Origin of the sequence: Undibacterium hunanense, assembly GCF_014284335.1 — a bacterium.
GTDB lineage: Bacteria > Pseudomonadota > Gammaproteobacteria > Burkholderiales > Burkholderiaceae_D > Undibacterium > Undibacterium hunanense.
On record NZ_JACOGF010000007.1, the window covers coordinates 82,443 to 100,196 of the forward strand.

At 51.3% G+C, this 17,754-nt stretch carries 16 protein-coding genes; 12 read left to right on the top strand and 4 right to left on the bottom strand.

The features are described from left to right. Positions 1-95 precede the first annotated feature (95 nt). A complete protein-coding gene (locus tag H8L32_RS14765; RefSeq protein WP_230412225.1) occupies positions 96-2,885 on the bottom strand; it encodes a TonB-dependent receptor in 2,790 nt (929 codons plus the stop codon). 365 nt (positions 2,886-3,250) lie between these two features. On the opposite strand from H8L32_RS14765, the gene folD reads away from it, so the two are divergent. From folD to H8L32_RS14795, 6 genes are all read left to right on the top strand, one after another. Next, positions 3,251-4,096 carry a bifunctional methylenetetrahydrofolate dehydrogenase/methenyltetrahydrofolate cyclohydrolase FolD gene (gene folD, locus H8L32_RS14770; protein WP_186948020.1) on the top strand — a complete coding sequence of 282 codons (846 nt, stop codon included), beginning with the start codon at positions 3,251-3,253 and terminating at the stop codon, positions 4,094-4,096. Between the two features lies 1 nt (position 4,097). Further along, a complete protein-coding gene (locus tag H8L32_RS14775) occupies positions 4,098-6,161 on the top strand; it encodes a M3 family metallopeptidase (protein ID WP_186948021.1) in 2,064 nt (687 codons plus the stop codon). A gap of 19 nt (positions 6,162-6,180) precedes the next feature. Beyond that, the gene (locus tag H8L32_RS14780) at positions 6,181-6,807 is read left to right on the top strand and encodes a glutaredoxin family protein (RefSeq protein WP_186948022.1); all 627 of its coding nucleotides are present in this window, start codon (positions 6,181-6,183) and stop codon (positions 6,805-6,807) included. Positions 6,808-6,813: 6 nt separating this feature from the next. Next, positions 6,814-7,233 carry a DNA polymerase III subunit chi gene (locus H8L32_RS14785; RefSeq protein ID WP_186948023.1) on the top strand — a complete coding sequence of 140 codons (420 nt, stop codon included), beginning with the start codon at positions 6,814-6,816 and terminating at the stop codon, positions 7,231-7,233. 1 nt (position 7,234) lies between these two features. Then, positions 7,235-7,615 (top strand): hypothetical protein, encoded by a 381-nt coding sequence (locus tag H8L32_RS14790; RefSeq protein WP_186948024.1) that lies wholly within the window; start codon positions 7,235-7,237, stop codon positions 7,613-7,615. Between the two features lie 162 nt (positions 7,616-7,777). Continuing rightward, on the top strand, positions 7,778-9,082 hold the full coding sequence (locus H8L32_RS14795) for a D-amino acid dehydrogenase (protein ID WP_186948025.1): 1,305 nt from the start codon (positions 7,778-7,780) through the stop codon (positions 9,080-9,082). Between the two features lie 180 nt (positions 9,083-9,262). Here H8L32_RS14795 and H8L32_RS14800 read toward each other — a convergent pair whose 3' ends face one another. Beyond that, the gene (locus tag H8L32_RS14800; RefSeq protein WP_186948026.1) at positions 9,263-9,772 is read right to left on the bottom strand and encodes an Lrp/AsnC family transcriptional regulator; all 510 of its coding nucleotides are present in this window, start codon (positions 9,770-9,772) and stop codon (positions 9,263-9,265) included. Positions 9,773-9,919: 147 nt separating this feature from the next. On the opposite strand from H8L32_RS14800, the gene H8L32_RS14805 reads away from it, so the two are divergent. Further along, entirely contained in the window at positions 9,920-11,065 is a 1,146-nt protein-coding gene (locus H8L32_RS14805) for a branched-chain amino acid ABC transporter substrate-binding protein (RefSeq protein ID WP_186948027.1), read from the top strand. Between the two features lie 214 nt (positions 11,066-11,279). On the opposite strand, the gene H8L32_RS14810 is transcribed toward H8L32_RS14805, so the two are convergent. Continuing rightward, on the bottom strand, positions 11,280-11,588 hold the full coding sequence (locus H8L32_RS14810; protein ID WP_186948028.1) for a c-type cytochrome: 309 nt from the start codon (positions 11,586-11,588) through the stop codon (positions 11,280-11,282). Between the two features lie 242 nt (positions 11,589-11,830). On the opposite strand from H8L32_RS14810, the gene H8L32_RS14815 reads away from it, so the two are divergent. From H8L32_RS14815 to leuA, 5 genes are all read left to right on the top strand, one after another. Beyond that, positions 11,831-12,064 (top strand): TIGR04438 family Trp-rich protein, encoded by a 234-nt coding sequence (locus tag H8L32_RS14815; RefSeq protein WP_186948029.1) that lies wholly within the window; start codon positions 11,831-11,833, stop codon positions 12,062-12,064. Positions 12,065-12,124: 60 nt separating this feature from the next. Further along, positions 12,125-13,027, top strand: a complete 903-nt coding sequence (locus H8L32_RS14820) for a LysR family transcriptional regulator (protein WP_186948030.1) — start codon at positions 12,125-12,127, stop codon at positions 13,025-13,027. Positions 13,028-13,055: 28 nt separating this feature from the next. After that, positions 13,056-13,865: a prolipoprotein diacylglyceryl transferase gene (gene lgt / locus H8L32_RS14825; RefSeq protein ID WP_186948031.1), complete on the top strand. Its 810-nt coding sequence runs from the start codon at positions 13,056-13,058 to the stop codon at positions 13,863-13,865. A 132-nt stretch (positions 13,866-13,997) separates the two neighbouring features. Continuing rightward, positions 13,998-14,123, top strand: a complete 126-nt coding sequence (locus H8L32_RS27990) for a hypothetical protein (RefSeq protein ID WP_268977632.1) — start codon at positions 13,998-14,000, stop codon at positions 14,121-14,123. Between the two features lie 332 nt (positions 14,124-14,455). Further along, complete coding sequence (gene leuA, locus H8L32_RS14830) at positions 14,456-16,171, top strand: 2-isopropylmalate synthase (protein WP_186948032.1); 1,716 nt, start codon at positions 14,456-14,458, stop codon at positions 16,169-16,171. 23 nt (positions 16,172-16,194) lie between these two features. On the opposite strand, the gene pdxR is transcribed toward leuA, so the two are convergent. Then, entirely contained in the window at positions 16,195-17,721 is a 1,527-nt protein-coding gene (pdxR, locus tag H8L32_RS14835) for a MocR-like pyridoxine biosynthesis transcription factor PdxR (protein ID WP_186948033.1), read from the bottom strand. Positions 17,722-17,754 lie beyond the last annotated feature (33 nt).

A 17,754-nucleotide genomic window follows, 5' to 3' on the forward strand; every position in this document is an offset into this window, starting at 1 on the left:
ATGGCGATAAAAAAAGAGCGATGATTTCTCATCGCTCTTTATCGCTTCATTAGCGCAATTCGACTTGCGTCGAATTGAACCGGGTTATCCAGCTATTATTTGAATTGATATTTCAGACCAACTTTGAAGTAACGACCCAGTGCGCCACTGGAATCCATAGGGTTGAAGCCCATGGCGCCGTATGTCAAAGGATCCAATGGAGCGACCTTGTCAAATACGTTGGAGATGGAACCGAATACTTCCAGGTTTTTCATTGCTTTGTAGCGGAAAGACATATCCAGCGTAGTGAAGGATGCCAGTGTGCAACCTGCTGGCGCATCAGTGCCGTCAGCAAACTTGTTAGCACATGGCTGACCTTCTTCGGAAATGTTTTTCAGGGAACCGCGATAGCTGATGATGCCAGTCACGTTCCAGTCACCCTTGTCCCAGGCCAGTACAAAGTTGACTTTGTCTTTTGGCGTACCGATACAGTTGGATGTATCGCAGTTACCGTGTGTGCCTGCATATTGATGCTGAACTGCACCGTCAACACGCAACCATGAAATCACGTGTGTCCAGTTCAGGTCTGCATTCAACTTGCCATATTCACCCAGGTTGAAACGTTGTTTCGCATTGAAATCAACACCTTTGACTTCAGTGTAGCTGGAGTTGGCATATGGAGCTGCACCACCGATGATGGTACCTGTATTCGGTGTTACCACGCCGTTGATGGTCAGGTTATTGTCCTGACGCAGTACGCCTGGCAAAGCGGCTGCTGTCTGGAAGGACATGGAGTTGATTTCGTTGTTACGACGGATCAACCAGCCATCTACAGCCAGATTGGTATCAGGCAGCGGATCCCAGACCAGACCCAGAGTGTAACCTTTGGAAGTTTCTGGTTGCAGGTTAGGATTGCCAACTTTGAAGCCTGTGAAAGTCGTTGCGCAATCAGATGCCTGTGCACCTGCCAGTGGTGTGCCATTCGGGCAGCGAACTGGATCCCTGACAGTTGCTGTACCAGCACTGAAGCTTTCTGAGCCGGATTCTGGTGCACTAGGTGCACGGAAACCTTCAGAGTAAGTACCACGCAGAGCAAAAGTTTTCACCGGTGTCCACTTGGCACCGACTTTTGGTGTCACGGAAGAGAAGTGAGAATATTTGTCGTAACGCAGCGCGCCAGACAATTCCACTGTCTTGACCACTGGGGCCAATACTTCGGCATACAGAGCAGATACTGTTTCATCACCTTTTGCAGCAACGTAGCTGCTGTTGATGGAACCGTCTTTACTGCCGTCCAGGGATGGCATGTTGTAAGACTCTCTGCGGTATTCAGCACCAACCGCCAGACCCATCATACCGCCTGGCAAAGGCATCAACTCACGAGAAGCCTTGAAGTCGATGATGTCCATCTTGGTAGGCGCATCCAGGGATGCTGTCTTGACCATTGCAGCGTACAGGGCTGGATTGTTTTTGCTTGCCTGTGTGCCGATATAGTATGGGAAGTATGGGCTCTTAGGATCGCCCAGAGCTGCCTTCAACACGTTCATGTTGATCATGTTGGTGTAGTCGAGGTGCAGCTTGGATTCGGAATGCAGAATCGCAGTGTCGAATTCCCAGCCTGCCATCGTGCCTTTCAAACCGGCGACAGCTCGGTAGAAAGAGTTGTCAGCGATACGGCGATTGGCACCTACGTCAAACATGGAATAACGCAGACGGACTGGCGCGCCATACGGGTTTTGTGGATGCTCTGCTGCCATTACGATGACTGTACCGTAATTGATGTTACCAGTCGGGCTGGCTGTATTTGGCGGGAAGAAAACGTTGGAAGATGTCGACGGAGGCGTTACCGTGAAGGCTGCCTTACGTTGAGAATAACCAAATTCTGCATAAGCTTGCAGATCTTCATTGATCTGGAATGTGCCACGGCTGAACAGATTCACGCCATCGATTTGTGGCAGCATGGAACGGAACTGATCCGCATACCACAAGCAACCACCGCCGAGATCTTGCACTTTGGTTGTCGACAATGTCGAGCAACCTGGCAGGGATACATAATTCAGTGTCTTAGGATCGCGCAGGGAGCCTGTAGGGCTTGGGGAAGCACTGTTATTACCGGCAATGTAACCGTTGGTGAAGGAACCAACTGTATTCATCGGGTAACCCCAACGACGCCAGTCGCCTGTACCGATCCAGTCACGGTCAGAACGCTGGGAATTCATCAGTTCATTGGACTTGTAAGCCTCTGCATTGATGATGATGTTGTATTTGTCTTTTTCCAGATTACCAAAACCTGCGGTAATCGAAGCTTTTGCCTGGTTGGCATCACGTGAACCGGAAGTGCCTGCAGTAGCGCTGACTGTTACGCCTTCGTAGTTCTTTTTCAGGATGATGTTGACCACACCGGCGATCGCATCAGCACCGTAGATGGAAGAAGCGCCATCTTTCAGGATTTCGATACGCTCAACCACTTCCATAGGGATAGTGGAGATATCGGTAAATGCTTTTTGACCGTCATCCGCGCGACCGAACTGTGCCATACGGCGACCGTTCAGCAATACCAGTGTGGATGTGGCACCCAGACCACGCAAGGAGATTGCAGTAGAACCGGCAGCAAAACCGTTACCGAAACTTGTTGGCAAAGAACCGGCGCCATCAGCAGTCAGTGTTTGCAGGTATTCAGCAACAGTAGTCTTGCCTGCCTTGTCGATATCGGCACGGGTAATGATCTGGATAGGGGAAGCAGATTCAGCTTCAGCACGCTTGATGCTGGAACCTGTCACTTCTACCCTTTGGACTTTGCCGTCATCCTGCGCAAACGCAGGCTGTGCCAGCATACCGGCTGTCACCACCAAACCGCCAGAAAACATCATACGCAGCGATCTCGAAAGTACTTTTTCCTTCAGCATATATTTCTCCTTTTCAATTGAATCTGGGCATTACGACGTCAAATCCATGTCGCGATGAAAAACTTTTGAAAATTAATTTTCACAGGTGGTATGAAGCCATTCCTGAAATGTGAAGTCAATTACTACCCAACGAATGCGGTCAGAAAACAACAGACGCATGACAAACCATAACCAAATGGGAAATTATTTTTACAAGAAAGTAATTTATGGACGTAAATTCATTATATTTAATGCAATTTTCGACGCTCCGGCAATTCACTAAAATCCAGCCTCCTTCACTCGCAGGGGCCATTCAGCGCGCATCATTTATAATCGAGGCTGATTTCTACTTGTTTCCCACCCCATTTTCACTTTATTGCCTAATCATGACTGCTCAAATTATCAGCGGAACCCAGCTTTCTCAACAAATACGTGCCGATGTGACCCAGCGCGCAGCCGCACTGACTGTCAAAGGCCATCAGCCTGGTCTGGCCGTCATTCTTGTAGGTGAAAACCCCGCCTCCCAGGTCTATGTACGCAACAAAGTGAAGGCTTGTGAAGACTGCGGTTTTTATTCCGTAATGGAAAAATACGAAGCCGATTTGAGCGAAGAAGCGCTGCTGGCTCATATAAACAGGCTGAACAAGGATGCAAAAATCAATGGCATTCTGGTGCAATTGCCCTTGCCTGCCCATATCAATGCCAACAAGGTGATAGAAGCCATTGCTGCAGAAAAGGATGTGGATGGTTTTCATATCAGCAATGCCGGACTGTTGATGACAGGACAGCCATTGTTCCGTCCCTGTACGCCGTATGGTGTCATGAAGATGCTGGAATCCATCGATTATCCGGTACGCGGCGCGAATGCGGTCGTGGTCGGTGCTTCCAACATCGTCGGCAAACCACAGGCCATGTTGCTCTTGCAAGCTGGCGCAACCGTCACCATCTGTAATTCCAAGACCCGCGATCTGGCATCCCACACCCGCAACGCCGATATCCTGGTAGTCGCGACCGGCAAGCGTAATATCGTCACGGCAGACATGATCAAGCCCGGTGCCGTCGTCATCGACGTTGGCATGAACCGCGACGATGAAGGTAAATTGTGCGGCGACGTTGATTATCTGCCAAGCAAGGAAGTAGCAGGCTATATTACGCCTGTGCCAGGCGGAGTCGGCCCGATGACCATCACCATGTTGCTGGTCAATACCATAGAAGCTGCTGAGAGAATTTAATATGACCCAAGATAATCCCCTGCTGGACTTTAGTGATCTGCCACGTTTTGCCGATATCCGGGCCGAGCATGTTGGCCCTGCCATTGCAGCCCTGCTGGAGGAAAATCGTGCGGTTATCGCGGAACTCGAAAAAAATGCTGTCCCGGTCACCTGGGACAACTTTGTCGAACCACTCGACAATGCCACCGAAAAACTGGGCCGCGCCTGGGGTATCGTTGGTCACCTGAACGCAGTGGTTGACACGCCGGAAATGCGGGCTGCCTATAATGAAAACCAGCCCGCCATTACCGAATTCTGGACTGAACTGGGACAGAACCTGTCTCTGTTCGCCAATTACAAGGCACTGAAAAATGCGGCTGACTTTGCTGATTTGCCGCAAGCAAGGCAAACCATTATCCAGAACGCCCTGCGCGATTTCCGCCTGAGTGGTGCAGAACTGCCGGAAGCACAAAAACAACGCTATGCCGACATTCAGGAACAGCAGGCTGCCCTGTCGACGAAATTCTCGGAAAACCTGCTGGATGCCACCAATGATTACGGCTTGTTTATCGAAGACGCAGCCGACCTGAAAGGCTTGCCTGAGGATATCCTGCAAGCTGCCAAAACGGCAGCAGAAGCCGATGAAAAAAACGGCTATAAATTTACCCTGCATTTCCCTTCGTATTACCCCTTGCTGCAATATGCAGAAAACCGCAGCATCCGCGAAACGATTTATCGCGCCAGCGTGACCAAGGCTTCTGAACTGGGCGCAAAGACAGAGTGGGATAACAGCAATATCATGAGCGACCTCTTGCGTCTGCGTAAGGAAGAAGCTGAATTGCTGGGCTATAAGAATTTTGCCGAGGTATCGCTGGTCAGCAAGATGGCGGAATCTCCGGCACAGGTCAGCCAGTTCCTTGAAGACCTGGCCAGTCGTGCCCGCCCCTATGCAGAAAAAGACCTGGAGGAACTGCGCGCCTTTGCGGCAGAACAACTGGGCATAGTTGAACTACAGGCCTGGGATTATGCCTTCGCGTCAGAAAAACTGCGCCAGCAACGCTATGCGTTTTCTGAGCAGGAAGTGAAAGAATACTTCCCTGAACACAAGGTGGTGGATGGTCTGTTCCGCGTCATCCAGACGCTGTTTGCAGTTGACATCAAAACGGATCAGGCAACCACCTGGCACAAGGACGTCAAATTTTATCGTCTCGAAAGAAATGGTGAACTGATAGGTCAGTTTTATCTGGACCTGTACGCACGCAATGGCAAGCGCGGCGGTGCATGGATGGACGATGCCCGTGGCCGCAGGCTCACCGGTACAGGCATACAAACGCCTGTTGCCTACCTGACCTGCAACTTCAGCGCGCCTGTCAGCATCAATGGCGTCAGCAAACCGGCCCTGTTCAGCCATGATGAAGTGATTACCCTGTTCCATGAATTTGGTCATGGTCTGCATCATTTGCTGACCAAGGTGGATGATCTGTCCGTCTCCGGCATTTCCGGTGTTGAATGGGATGCAGTGGAATTGCCTTCGCAATTCATGGAAAATTTTTGCTGGGAATGGGATGTGTTGCAACACATGACGGCACATGTTGATACTGGTGCAGCCTTGCCACGCGCCCTGTTTGACAAGATGATCGCGGCGAAAAACTTCCAGTCCGGCTTGCAGACTTTGCGCCAGGTAGAATTTTCACTGTTTGACATGCGCCTGCATGATGCCTTTGATCCACAAGGTACGCAAACCGTGCAGGACATACTGCAAGTGGTCAGGAGCCAAGTCGCGGTACTGCACCCGCCAGCATTCAACCGCTTCCAGCATTCATTCAGTCATATTTTCTCGGGTGGTTATGCCGCAGGCTATTACAGCTACAAGTGGGCAGAAGTGCTGTCGGCAGATGCTTATGCTGCATTTGAAGAACATGCCAGGGAAGCTGGCAGCACCCTGTCGCGCGCAGTGGGAGAACGTTTCCAGACAGCCGTACTGGAAGCTGGTGGCTCACGCCCGGCACTTGCTTCATTCAAGGCATTTCGCGGACGCGAACCCGTTATTGACGCCCTGTTGCGACATAATGGCATGAGTGCATAATCTTTATCCGGAGAAAACGATGAAATCAAATAAAACAATCCTGGCCTGCTCACTACTCCCGGCGCTATTGTCTGCACTATCTTTTAGCGCAAATGCGCAAGCGCAAATGTATAAATGGGTGGGTCCGGATGGCAAGGTCACTTACAGCGATCAGCCACCTCCTTCAGGCAAGATCAAGGTGGAAAAGAAAAGCTATTCCGATAGCCCGGACCTTGGTAACCTGCCGCCCGAACTGGCGGCAGTTGTGGCCAAAAACCCGGTGACCCTGTACAGCACCAACAATTGCGCGCCCTGCAATGATTCACGTAATTTCCTGAAGACCAATGGCGTCCCGTTCAATGAAAAAACCATCAGCAATAACGCTGACCTGGACAAACTCAAGCAGGTCAGCGGCGACAGCCAGTTACCATTCATGATCATTGCCAATGTCAAGTTTCATGGTTTCAATACAGAAGACTGGAAAAAAGCGCTGAGCAATGCCGGCTATCCCGCCACCAGCAAATTACCCAAGGATTATCGCTATCCGGCGGCAGAGCCGGCAGCCCCGGTGGTAGCAACGGCTGCCAAGGATGCGGCTGCCCCACCGAAACCGGCGACACCCTTGCCGCCGCAAAAACCAACACAGGACAATGGCATACGCTTTTAATATCGCATGACACGGATCGATTTTCATAGCAATGTGGCCGACAAGCTAAATTACACTTGCCGGCTGATACGCAAGGCACATGCGGCCAAAAGCAAGATGGTCGTGTTTCATCACGACCGGGTTTTTCTGCAAAAACTAAGCATGTCCCTGTGGACACTGACCGAGGCAGATTTCTTGCCGCATGTCATGCTGACCGACCCTTTGTCGTCATGCACACCCATCGTGCTCAGCTATGACGACAGGGCAGCCTGTCCGCACTACGACGTGCTGATCAACCTGACCGCAGAAACACCAGCCAATTTCACCCAGTTTCAGCGCATGATAGAAGTCATCTCCGCTGAAGATGTCGACAAACTTGCCGGACGCGAGCGTTACCGGCAATATCAGCAGCAGGGCTATCCACTTACTCACTCGGTGGCAAAATAAAATGAATAATCAAATTGATGCCAGCATCCCGGTATTGACCGAAGTCATACTGCCGGAAGAAATCGCTGCGGCCAAAGAACCTGTAAGCGTGCCTGCCGCTCCAGAAACGCCGTCTGTGACCACGAACAATGTGACTGATGACCGCAGTGAAGAAGACTGGCAGGCACTGGAGCAGACCTTGCATGAAAACGTCTTGCGTCAGGTACTGGCACGCATCGATTTCGTACTCGAACACAGGGTAAGAGATAGCCTGGCAGATGTATTGCAAATTGCCGTCGAGAATCTGGCTGGTGAAATACGCACGGGATTGCATAAAACCCTGGAAGAAGTCATCACTCGCGCCATCACTCAGGAAATTAGCAAGGTAAAGTCCTCAAAATAATCAAAAATTCGTGAATTATTTTTATTTTTAAACACAAAACTTAATTTCGCTTTCAAAAATAAAAATCAACGCATCACTTTTGATTACCCGGAAAAGCAAAGTATTTCTACAATCTCCTTAATCGATCAGATCAGTTTCAGATCACTTAAGGAGATTTCTGCAATGAAAGTCATCGTTCTTGGTTCCGGTATTATTGGCACGTCCTCGGCCTGGTTTCTGAAAAAACAGGGACATGAGGTCACAATAATAGACCGTCAGCCTGGCCCGGCACAGGAAACCAGCTTCGCCAACGGCGGCCAGATTTCAGTATCACATGCAGAACCCTGGGCCAATCCATCGGCCCCGATGAAGGTATTGAAATGGCTGGGCAAGGAAGACGCACCACTATTGTTCCGTCCCCGGGCTGAATTGCTGCAATGGCTGTGGGGCCTGCATTTTTTGCGTGAATGCACACCCGCCCGTACGGCAGACAATATCCGCCAAATTGTCGCCATTTCAGAATACAGCCGGCAAACCCTGCGCGCCCTGCGTGCAGAAACCGGCATACAGTATGATTGCCTGACCAAAGGCATACTGCATTTCTATACCGATCAAAAGGAATTCGATAGTTCCCTGCCTGCCGCCAGGCTGATGCGCGACCTGGGGTGTTCGCGTGACTCCATATCCGCCGACGAAGTCGTCAAACGGGAACCGGCGCTGGCCAGTATACGCGACAAGATTGTCGGTGGCGACTTTACCGAAACCGATGAATCAGGCGACGTCTATCAATTCACCACCGGGCTGGCGGACAAGGCCAGGGTAGCCGGTGTACAGTTTCAGTTCAACACCACCATCACCCGCCTGCTGTCTGAAGGTACGGGCGCAGCCGCCAGAATTACCGGCGTCGAAATCATCGATGCGGCTGGCCGTCACAGTGTGCTGAAAGCCGATGCCTTCGTCATGGCCATGGGCAGTCATTCCCAGGCCCTGCTGAAGCCTTTGGGCATTTCGCTGATGATTTATCCAGGCAAAGGCTATTCCGCCACCTACCGCATTACCCGGCCTGAACTGGCACCAACCGTGTCACTCACGGATGACGGATACAAACTGGTAGTCTCGCGCCTTGGCGACCGCCTGCGGGTGGCGGGCACCTGTGAAATCAACGGTTACGGCCGTGACCTGAACACGGCCCGCTGCGAAGCCATCACCCGCCGCACGCGTGAACTGTTCCCGGATGCCTGCGATTATGAAAATCCCGTGTATTGGACAGGCTTGCGTCCACTGACGCCATCGAATGTGCCCTACATAGGCAAAACCCGGTTCGACAACCTCTTCCTCAATACCGGCCACGGTACGCTGGGCTGGACCATGGGAGCCGGATCTGGCCGTGCCATCGCCGACATCGTCTCCGGCCTGACACCTGAAGTCGACTTTGCCTTTACTGGCATTGCCCGCAACCAACAAAAAGGCCAGTTGCAGACAGCCTGATTTCCTTCAGCCTGAACGGCTATCCAGACAAAATCGGGCGATTGTAGAGAAATAGCAGAGACATGGCAGAGCCCCGAATTCCGCTTACCCCTCACGCAAGTTGCGTTTCAGCATCATAAGATGCGGCAACTTGCGTTCTTTTGTCATCCATAACCCTGCCAGCTGCGTTTTTAGAGTAAATTATTTACCTGTGCGCACGGGCAATTCAGCTGCCTTCTCATCAAATGCGATACGGGTGGTGAATTTGGCTCTCTTCATGGGGAAACGCGAGTGGAAATGACGGACATTGCCCGATCCAGAAATTGCGCGCCGCACAAACTGGTAGTAAGCGTCCATATCGATCACATGCACTACCAGGAAATAATCATACTCCCCAGACACAAAATAACACTGCATGACTTCGGCTTCCTTGTTCATGCGGGCTTCAAATTCACGCATGCATTCATCGGCCTGATTTGTCAGCGACACTTCCAGAAAGGCCAGCATGCCATAGCCCAGCGCAAAGCTGTCAACCATGGCCACCTCGGCGCTGATGACCCCGGCTTCACGCAGTTCGCGGATACGCCGCAGGCAGGTCGGCTGCGAAATGTGCAGCTTGTCGGCAAGGACTCTGGTAGGGGTTTGATTGTCTTTCTGGAGCAGGTTCAGGAGCTTGCGATCCAGCTTGTCAAGGGTGCGATATTGGGGCATATAAAAAACGTCAGTTTGGAGAAAAAACCACACAAAATAGCTTTGCGAAATATTTTTTCTGTTGTACCTTCTTGCTGTTCAGTTATCTGAATAAGTCAGAGATGCAGTGTTGTTATCCTACTTTTTTTATTCCTTAGGAGTATGTTCATGTCGTTCAAAACTAAAATGATTCCACTGGCTGGCGCAATTGCATTCGCTTTCGCTGGTGCTGCGGCAGCTCAAGATCTGGTTGTTAAAATTGGCCACGTTGGTCCGATCTCCGGCGCGATCGCCCACTTGGGTAAAGATAATGAAAACGGCGCCAAAATGGCGATCGAAGAACTGAACGCCAAAGGTGTCATGATCGGCGGCAAAAAAGCAAAATTCGAACTGCTGGCCGAAGATGATGCAGGCGATCCAAAGCAAGGCACAACCGTAGCACAAAAACTGGTTGATGCGAAAGTAAATGGCGTTATCGGTCACTTGAATTCCGGTACTACCATCCCTGCTTCCAGCATCTACAATGCTGCTGGCATCGTTCAGATTTCCCCATCTGCAACCAATCCAAAATACACACAACAAGGCTTCAAAGGTGCATTCCGCGTAGTTGCGAATGACGGTCAGTTGGGTGGCACACTGGGCCGTTTCGCGGTTCAGATCAACAAAGCGAAAAAAGTCGCTGTCATCGATGACAAAACAGCCTACGGTGAAGGCGTTGCTGCTGAATTTATCAAAGGCGCCAAAGGCAAGGGTGCTGAAATCGTTGTTCAGGAACATACAACTGACAAATCCACAGATTTCAACGCGATTCTGACTACAATCAAAGCGAAAAAACCTGATGTCATCTTCTTCGGTGGTATGGATGCAGTTGCTGGTCCTATGCTGCGTCAGATGAAAGCACTGGGCATTACTGCCAAGTTCATGGGCGGTGACGGTATCTGTACTACGGATCTGACCAAACTGGCTGGCGATGCAATCGGCGAAGGCCAGGTTGTCTGCGCTGAAGCAGGCGGTGTTCTGGAAGCGCAGAAGAAAATCAATGATGACTGGAAAGCTGCTTACAAGAAAAAATTTGGTATCGACGTACAGATCTACGCACCATATGTTTATGATGCAGTCATGACTATGGTTGATGCGATGGTACAGGCCAAATCTGCCGAACCAGCAAAATACCTGCCATTCCTGGCTAAAATCAAGCACAAAGGTGTGACAGGCGATATCGCATTTGATGCCAAAGGCGACATCAAAGACGGTACTCTGACTTTGTACACATACAAAGGCGGCGCTCGTGAATTGCTGCAAGTTGTGAAGTAATATTACTTCCTTCTGCAAAAAAACAGCCAGCGCAAGCTGGCTGTTTTTTTATCTGCAAGCAAAATTCGCCAGGCATAAAAAAACCAGAGCAGAAACTCTGGTTTTTTTACCTTACAGGGCAGCCTGTTTCTTTAATCTGCTTTATTTGCCAATAAGACAATATACATCACTACCAGCTATACAGTCAGCTATAGGGGCAGCAAACCCATGAAGATCACTTCGTGGACAAAATCCATTTCACCAGCGTCTTTGCCTCGGCTTCAGTTACCTGCGCATTGGCTGGCATTGGAATCGGTCCCCAGACACCCGTACCGCCTTTCAATACCTTTTGCACCAGCTTGGCTTCGGCTGTCTTGTCGCCTGAATATTTTTTAGCCACATCCTTATAGGCAGGACCAACAATCTTTGTATCTACTGAATGGCATGCCATGCAGTTTTTTGCTTTCGCCAAATCCATATTTGCCATTGCCGAACCAGAAGCCATGACTGCCAACACAGAACCTACCAACAAAGAATATTTCATTGCTTTCTCCAGGTTAAAAACTATCTCGCATTTTACCGCCTTTTTCCAACATCTAACGTTGCGGGTAAAGCAAAGGTTGACCTGAAGCAGACCTGAGGCATATTCAGCGTTGAAAGGTATAATGAACCTGTAACAGTTGCGGTGCAGTCAGCGTTGAGGACGGGGACTTTTCTGTTCAAGTAAGATAGCATCCTTTATCTGGCCCGATTCTGCACAAGTTCCATACACAAAGGAAGTTAGCCATGTTCGCCATCATTGTCCTGTTTTTGCTGCTGGTATTAAAACTCGCAGAAATCTCCATTTTTGCCAACATGTCCTGGTGGTGGTGGGTGGGTGGTGTTTTCATCACTTTTCTATGGTTCGAGATATTTGAACGCATGTTCGGACTGGACAAGCGCAAAGACCATGCACATTTCGAAAAAATGCAAAAAGAGCGGGTAAAACGCGCTTTCGAGAAAAAAACCGGCAGACGCTGATCAGATCAGCAAAACAGGCCTTTTGATAGCAATACGGCTGAAATCCGCCTGAAACACTCCATGCCGATACCAGAAACAAGACACCTTGAATTGCGCCAGTTGCGCTATTTTCTTGCTGTTGCCGAAGAAATGCATTTTGGCAAAGCGGCAGCGCGTCTGCATATGACCCAGCCCCCCCTGTCACAGGCGATACAGGCACTCGAAAGCATACTGGGAGCTGACCTGTTCATCCGCAATACCCGCAATATTGCCCTGTCCTCTGCCGGATTGGCGCTGCTACCGGAAGCAAGGCGACTGATACAACAGGCACAAGCCTTGCCACAACTGGCACAACTGGCAGCCAGTGGTGCCAGTGGTCAGTTATCGCTGGCCTTTGTGTCTATTGCCGATTACAGCATATTGCCGCCCGCGCTGCGCGAATTCCGCCAACAGCACCAGTCGGTACACATAGAATTGCGTGAAGCCACCACAGATGTTCAACTGGATGCGCTGGAAAAAGCCGAAATCGATGCCGGCTTCCTGATTCCCCCCATCCCTGAAAAGCTGCAACATGTGCTGAGCTACCAGAAAGTCTTGTCCGAACCGCTGATGCTGGCGGTACCGGAAAGCTTTGCACAGGGACGCCACAGCATGGGACTGGCGGAATGCGAGAACATGCCCCTGATCCTGTTTCCACGAAAAATTGCCCCTGCATTGCACGATGCCATACTGGGTTGCTTTCATGGTGCCGGCCTGACGCCAGAGATTGGCCAGGAGGCGATACAGATGCAGACCATCGTTGGCCTGGTATCGGCTGGCATGGGAATCGCACTTGTGCCACAATCCGTGTCGAACCTGCAACGCCCTGGTGTTCTGTACTTTGATTTACCGGACAGCACGGCGGTAGTGGAAATTGGCCTGGCCTGGCGCAAGAACAATCACTCAGCAGTACTTGGTGCCTTTGTGCATCTGTTTAACCAATAATTAGCAATAATTGCAATAATCGAACTTCATGCTCATTCATCCAAATCCTGACCCCATTGCATTTTCCTTAGGCCCGGTTTCTGTTCACTGGTACGGCATCATGTATCTGGTGGCATTTGTCCAGTTCATCATCCTTGGCCGCGTCAGGCTGAAGCAGCCACATATTGCGGCCAAAGGCTGGACCCGCGAACATATCGATGACATGCTGTTTTTCGGGGTATTGGGGGTCATCATAGGCGGGCGCCTGGGCGAAGTCCTGTTCTATGGTTTTTCTTATTATGCGTCTCACCCGCTGGAAATTTTCGCGGTATGGAAAGGTGGCATGTCTTTCCATGGCGGTTTTCTGGGTGTGCTGGTCGCCATGTATTTGTGGGCACGCAAGGCTAAATTTCACCTGGCTGATGTGTATGACTTTATAGCGCCGCTGGTGCCGCTGGGTTATGCCGCGGGCCGCCTGGGTAATTTCATCAACCATGAATTGCCGGGACGTGTTGCCTCTGCCGACCTGCCATGGGCCATGATGTGGCCAGGTATCAATTTCCCGGTCCACCCTTCACCGATATACCAGGCGCTGGTAGATGGTCTGCTGGTGTTCATCATCCTGTGGCTGTTTGCCATGCGGGCAAGGCCGCGTCTGGCCGTCGGTGCGCTGTACGTAACCTTGTATGGCTGCACGCGCTTTTTTACCGAATACTTCCGCACACCGGATTACGAAGTTGATTTCCTTGGATTCACGATATCGGCAGGACAGATGTTGTCATTGCCCATGATACTGGGTGGCTTGTTACTGCTGTTTTTTTCCTACAAATTTGCCGCCAAGCCGGCACGCAAATCCTGACCGGGAACAGGTGAAAAACTAATGAGGGATGAGTGCACAAGACCGTATCCTGTGTACCCATCTTTTCAAGCAGATTGAAGTGCCAGCAAATTCTGCTTGACGAAAGCGCCAGATATCTTTTACATTAAGCACATGAACTTTCTTACCTACACATCTGATGCGCACACCGCGACTACTGGCAAGCTCTTGCCAGCGGTACAGATGCCTATGTCGGTAACACTGTCTCTACTATCCGCACTATCCGGCGCGCTACTATAAGCTCCATTAGCTTCGTCTTTCTGTCGTACCTCCAGCTTCACATCCACAGTTTATTCAGCAGCACCTTTAGCGATTCCTGTACGCAGGAAAAAACAGCATGACACATTTGATCAATTCAGCAAGGATTCCTGCCGGTGACCAGTTCACCCTGACGGCGATCGTCCCTGCTGCCCGCATGCTGCGCCTGGCTGCGCTACGACTACTGATCGGTTAACCGGCCTCGTATTTTTTCGTGGCCGCCGGTTAGCCTGAAGCCACTTTTTCCATTGCAATCAAAACAGAAATCAGCGCATCGCTGAGGCACTGTGCTGTCCTTTACAAAAGAGAACAAGATGATCATCGACCCAAGTAAAAAATATCAGCCCTTCCCTACCGTTGATCTAGCAGACAGGCAGTGGCCCAGCCGCCGCATACAACAGCCCCCCATCTGGATGAGCACCGATTTGCGTGATGGCAATCAGGCCCTGATCGAACCCATGGATGCAGCAAAAAAACTGCGCTTCTTTGAAATGCTGGTGAAGGTAGGTTTGAAGGAAATTGAAGTTGCCTTTCCATCGGCCTCGGAAACCGATTTTGCCTTTGTGCGAAAGCTGATAGAAGAACAGCGCATCCCGGCCGATGTCACCATCGAAGTATTGACACAGTCACGTGAAGATCTGATACGTCGCACCGTTGATTCGGTGCGGGGTGCAAAGCGCGCCATCGTGCATTTATACAATCCCATTGCGCCAGCTTTCCGGCGTATCGTGTTTGGCAAATCGCGGGAAGAAATCAAACAGATTGCCATCGATGGCACCCGCCTCATCAAACAACTGACAGACAGCATGCCGGAAACGGAATGGGTATTTGAATATTCACCCGAAACCTTCAGCATGGCAGAACTGGATTTTTCAAAGGAAATCTGCGACGCGGTAGCCGCGATCTGGGCCCCTACACCTGAACGCAAGATGATCATCAACTTGCCAACTACGGTCGAATGCGCGACACCGAATGTATATGCAGACCAGATTGAATGGATGCACCGGCATCTGGCACAACGCGATGCCATTATTCTGAGTGTCCATCCGCACAATGACAGGGGCACTGCCGTTGCCTCTGCCGAACTGGCGGTGATGGCGGGTGCTGACCGTGTCGAAGGCTGCCTGTTCGGTAATGGTGAACGCACCGGCAATGTCGATCTGGTGACGCTGGCCCTGAACCTGTACACCCAGGGCATACATCCTGGCCTGGATTTTTCTGACATCGACAGCGTGCGTCAGTGCGTGGAAGAGTGTAACCAGTTGCCGGTCCATCCACGACATCCGTATGTAGGTGATCTGGTGTTTACCGCATTCTCAGGTTCACACCAGGATGCCATCAAGAAGGGCTTCGCCCAGCAAAGCGCCGATGGCATCTGGGAAGTTCCGTACTTGCCGGTAGATCCGGCCGACCTGGGCCGCAACTACGATGCAGTGATACGCGTCAACAGCCAGTCAGGCAAAGGCGGCATGGCATTTTTGCTGGAACAGGAATATGGCATCAGTCTGCCACGCCGTCTGCAGATTGAGTTCAGCCGGGTGGTACAGGCCTTTGCTGATCAAAGCGGCAAAGAAATGCATGCCCAACAGATACATCAGATTTTCAGCGACACCTATCTGCATCCGGCAAACCCTTTAAGTTATCAGGCACATCATGCAAACCCTGTCCCGCATCACGGGACCCCGCCATCTGATTCAGCACAGATATCCCTGTGCATGGATTTGCTGCACCAGGAACAGCCACAAGCTGCGCACGGTACAGGCCATGGTATTTCAGACGCACAGATACAGGCTTTTCAGGCAATCGGTTTTAACATCAATATCATGGACAGGAGCGAGCAACAGGTCACGCGCAATGGCAAACAGCAATCGGTCTGCATCATTGAAGCGCGTATCAATGACGGTAGCAACCAGCACGGTGCCGCCATCGCTGACGATGCGACGACGGCCAGCATCAAGGCCATCATCAGTGCGATCAACCGGCATGCGCTGGCAATGTCCAGTACAGAACTGGACATGCTGGCAGCCTGAACTGAGCGGTGAAGGCTAAAATTTCATGCGGTGTGAGTGAAACCCTGGTCATTGTTGAACACACTGGCCAGCAACATCACACTGCGCTCGATCTCAGCTACATCCAGTGCAGCAAAACCCAGTAACAAACCTGAGGGATGGCCGGCAGCCTTGCCAACCTGTCCCGGTATGCCAACATAATGCGACAAGCCGCGCAACTCCAGACCGAGCGCCAGTCCGGCCTGGATGATACGTTCTTCATCACGGCTTTTTTTGAAATACACGGCCAGGTCCAGCCCGCCGTCTTGCGCGCCACATTCCAGTTCATCATCCAGTACGCGGCGCAGGCAGTTGACCAGGCATGCCTGACGTTCCGCATAGATTTTGCGCGTGCGTTTGATATGCCTGCCAAAATGGCCTTCAGCAATAAAATCTGCCAATACCATTTGCGGCATGACGGCAGTATGCTTATCAATCACTGATTTACCCTGTATCAGCGGCTCGCGCAGTGTCTCCGGCAAGACCATATAACCAAGACGCAGGCCTGGAAACAATACCTTGGACAGGGTGCCTACATAAATCACGCATTGCCGGGTATCCAGGCTTTGCAGGGACGCCAGTGGCGAACTACCGAAACGGTATTCACTATCGTAGTCGTCTTCCACTATCCAGGCTGCATTCTGTTGTGCCCATTCCAGCAAGGCCATGCGTCTTTGCAAACTCATGGTCATGCCCAGAGGCATCTGGTGCGAAGGTGTGACAAAGACCAGTTTCGCATCGGGAAAATGACCAGCGGCATAAGCGATATCCATGCCTTCTGCATCTACCGGCACCGGGCACATCTGCGCCTGTGCTGCATGCAGGGCTGCGGTGGTGCCGCGATAACAGGGTGACTCTACCCAGGCCTGTTCACCCACATCCAGCAACATGGTACTGAGCAGATAAAGCGCCTGTTGTGAGCCTGATGTGATCAGTATTTGCGCCGGCGTGCAATTGACGCCGCGTGCTGCTTTGAGATACACCGCCAGTAATTCACGCAAGGGGCGGTAGCCCGCAGGGTCACCATAACCGAGCTGCCCTTTGTGGTGACGGCAATGCCGCGCTTCCAGCCTGGCCCATACATCAAAAGGAAACAGGCCCAGGTCCGGCATGCTGACGCGGAAAGCGCGCACCGGCCCTTCATGGAAACGGGTACTGCCACGTGGATCAATATGCCGCCTGCCACGTTGCGACAGACCCCGCTGTTCTTCAGCCACCACACTGTCAGCCACCTGCACATCCCTGAATTTGCGCGTTTGTACCTGTGCGGGCAAATCTTCATTGACGAAGGTACCCTGCCCGACACTGCCGCGCAGATACCCTTCCGCCAGCAATTGGTCATAGGCATTCAGCACGGTTTGCCGGGAGATGTCCAGGGCCAGACAGAATTCACGGCTGGGCGGCAACTGCATGCCCGGCAGCATCTGGCCACCGAGTATGGCTTTTCTGATTTCGCCATATAACTGCCGGTACAGGGGCATGTCATGCCGTCTGTCGAGAGCGATATTGGCAATCAATGAGGATTGATGCATGGAATCAACACTTACCCAATAAATTGGTATTCT

What these genes read in the sequence shown, in the direction of transcription:
- H8L32_RS14820 (WP_186948030.1), top strand. Translation starts at nt 12,125, where the DNA reads ATGCCGATACCAGAAACAAGACACCTTGAATTGCGCCAGTTGCGCTAT.
- H8L32_RS14775 (WP_186948021.1), top strand. Translation starts at nt 4,098, where the DNA reads ATGACCCAAGATAATCCCCTGCTGGACTTTAGTGATCTGCCACGTTTT.
- H8L32_RS14810 (WP_186948028.1), bottom strand. Translation starts at nt 11,588, where the DNA reads ATGAAATATTCTTTGTTGGTAGGTTCTGTGTTGGCAGTCATGGCTTCT.
- folD (WP_186948020.1), top strand. Translation starts at nt 3,251, where the DNA reads ATGACTGCTCAAATTATCAGCGGAACCCAGCTTTCTCAACAAATACGT.
- H8L32_RS14790 (WP_186948024.1), top strand. Translation starts at nt 7,235, where the DNA reads ATGAATAATCAAATTGATGCCAGCATCCCGGTATTGACCGAAGTCATA.
- H8L32_RS14785 (WP_186948023.1), top strand. Translation starts at nt 6,814, where the DNA reads ATGACACGGATCGATTTTCATAGCAATGTGGCCGACAAGCTAAATTAC.
- H8L32_RS14815 (WP_186948029.1), top strand. Translation starts at nt 11,831, where the DNA reads ATGTTCGCCATCATTGTCCTGTTTTTGCTGCTGGTATTAAAACTCGCA.
- leuA (WP_186948032.1), top strand. Translation starts at nt 14,456, where the DNA reads ATGATCATCGACCCAAGTAAAAAATATCAGCCCTTCCCTACCGTTGAT.
- H8L32_RS27990 (WP_268977632.1), top strand. Translation starts at nt 13,998, where the DNA reads ATGAACTTTCTTACCTACACATCTGATGCGCACACCGCGACTACTGGC.
- H8L32_RS14795 (WP_186948025.1), top strand. Translation starts at nt 7,778, where the DNA reads ATGAAAGTCATCGTTCTTGGTTCCGGTATTATTGGCACGTCCTCGGCC.
- H8L32_RS14800 (WP_186948026.1), bottom strand. Translation starts at nt 9,772, where the DNA reads ATGCCCCAATATCGCACCCTTGACAAGCTGGATCGCAAGCTCCTGAAC.
- pdxR (WP_186948033.1), bottom strand. Translation starts at nt 17,721, where the DNA reads ATGCATCAATCCTCATTGATTGCCAATATCGCTCTCGACAGACGGCAT.
- H8L32_RS14805 (WP_186948027.1), top strand. Translation starts at nt 9,920, where the DNA reads ATGTCGTTCAAAACTAAAATGATTCCACTGGCTGGCGCAATTGCATTC.
- H8L32_RS14780 (WP_186948022.1), top strand. Translation starts at nt 6,181, where the DNA reads ATGAAATCAAATAAAACAATCCTGGCCTGCTCACTACTCCCGGCGCTA.
- H8L32_RS14765 (WP_230412225.1), bottom strand. Translation starts at nt 2,885, where the DNA reads ATGCTGAAGGAAAAAGTACTTTCGAGATCGCTGCGTATGATGTTTTCT.
- lgt (WP_186948031.1), top strand. Translation starts at nt 13,056, where the DNA reads ATGCTCATTCATCCAAATCCTGACCCCATTGCATTTTCCTTAGGCCCG.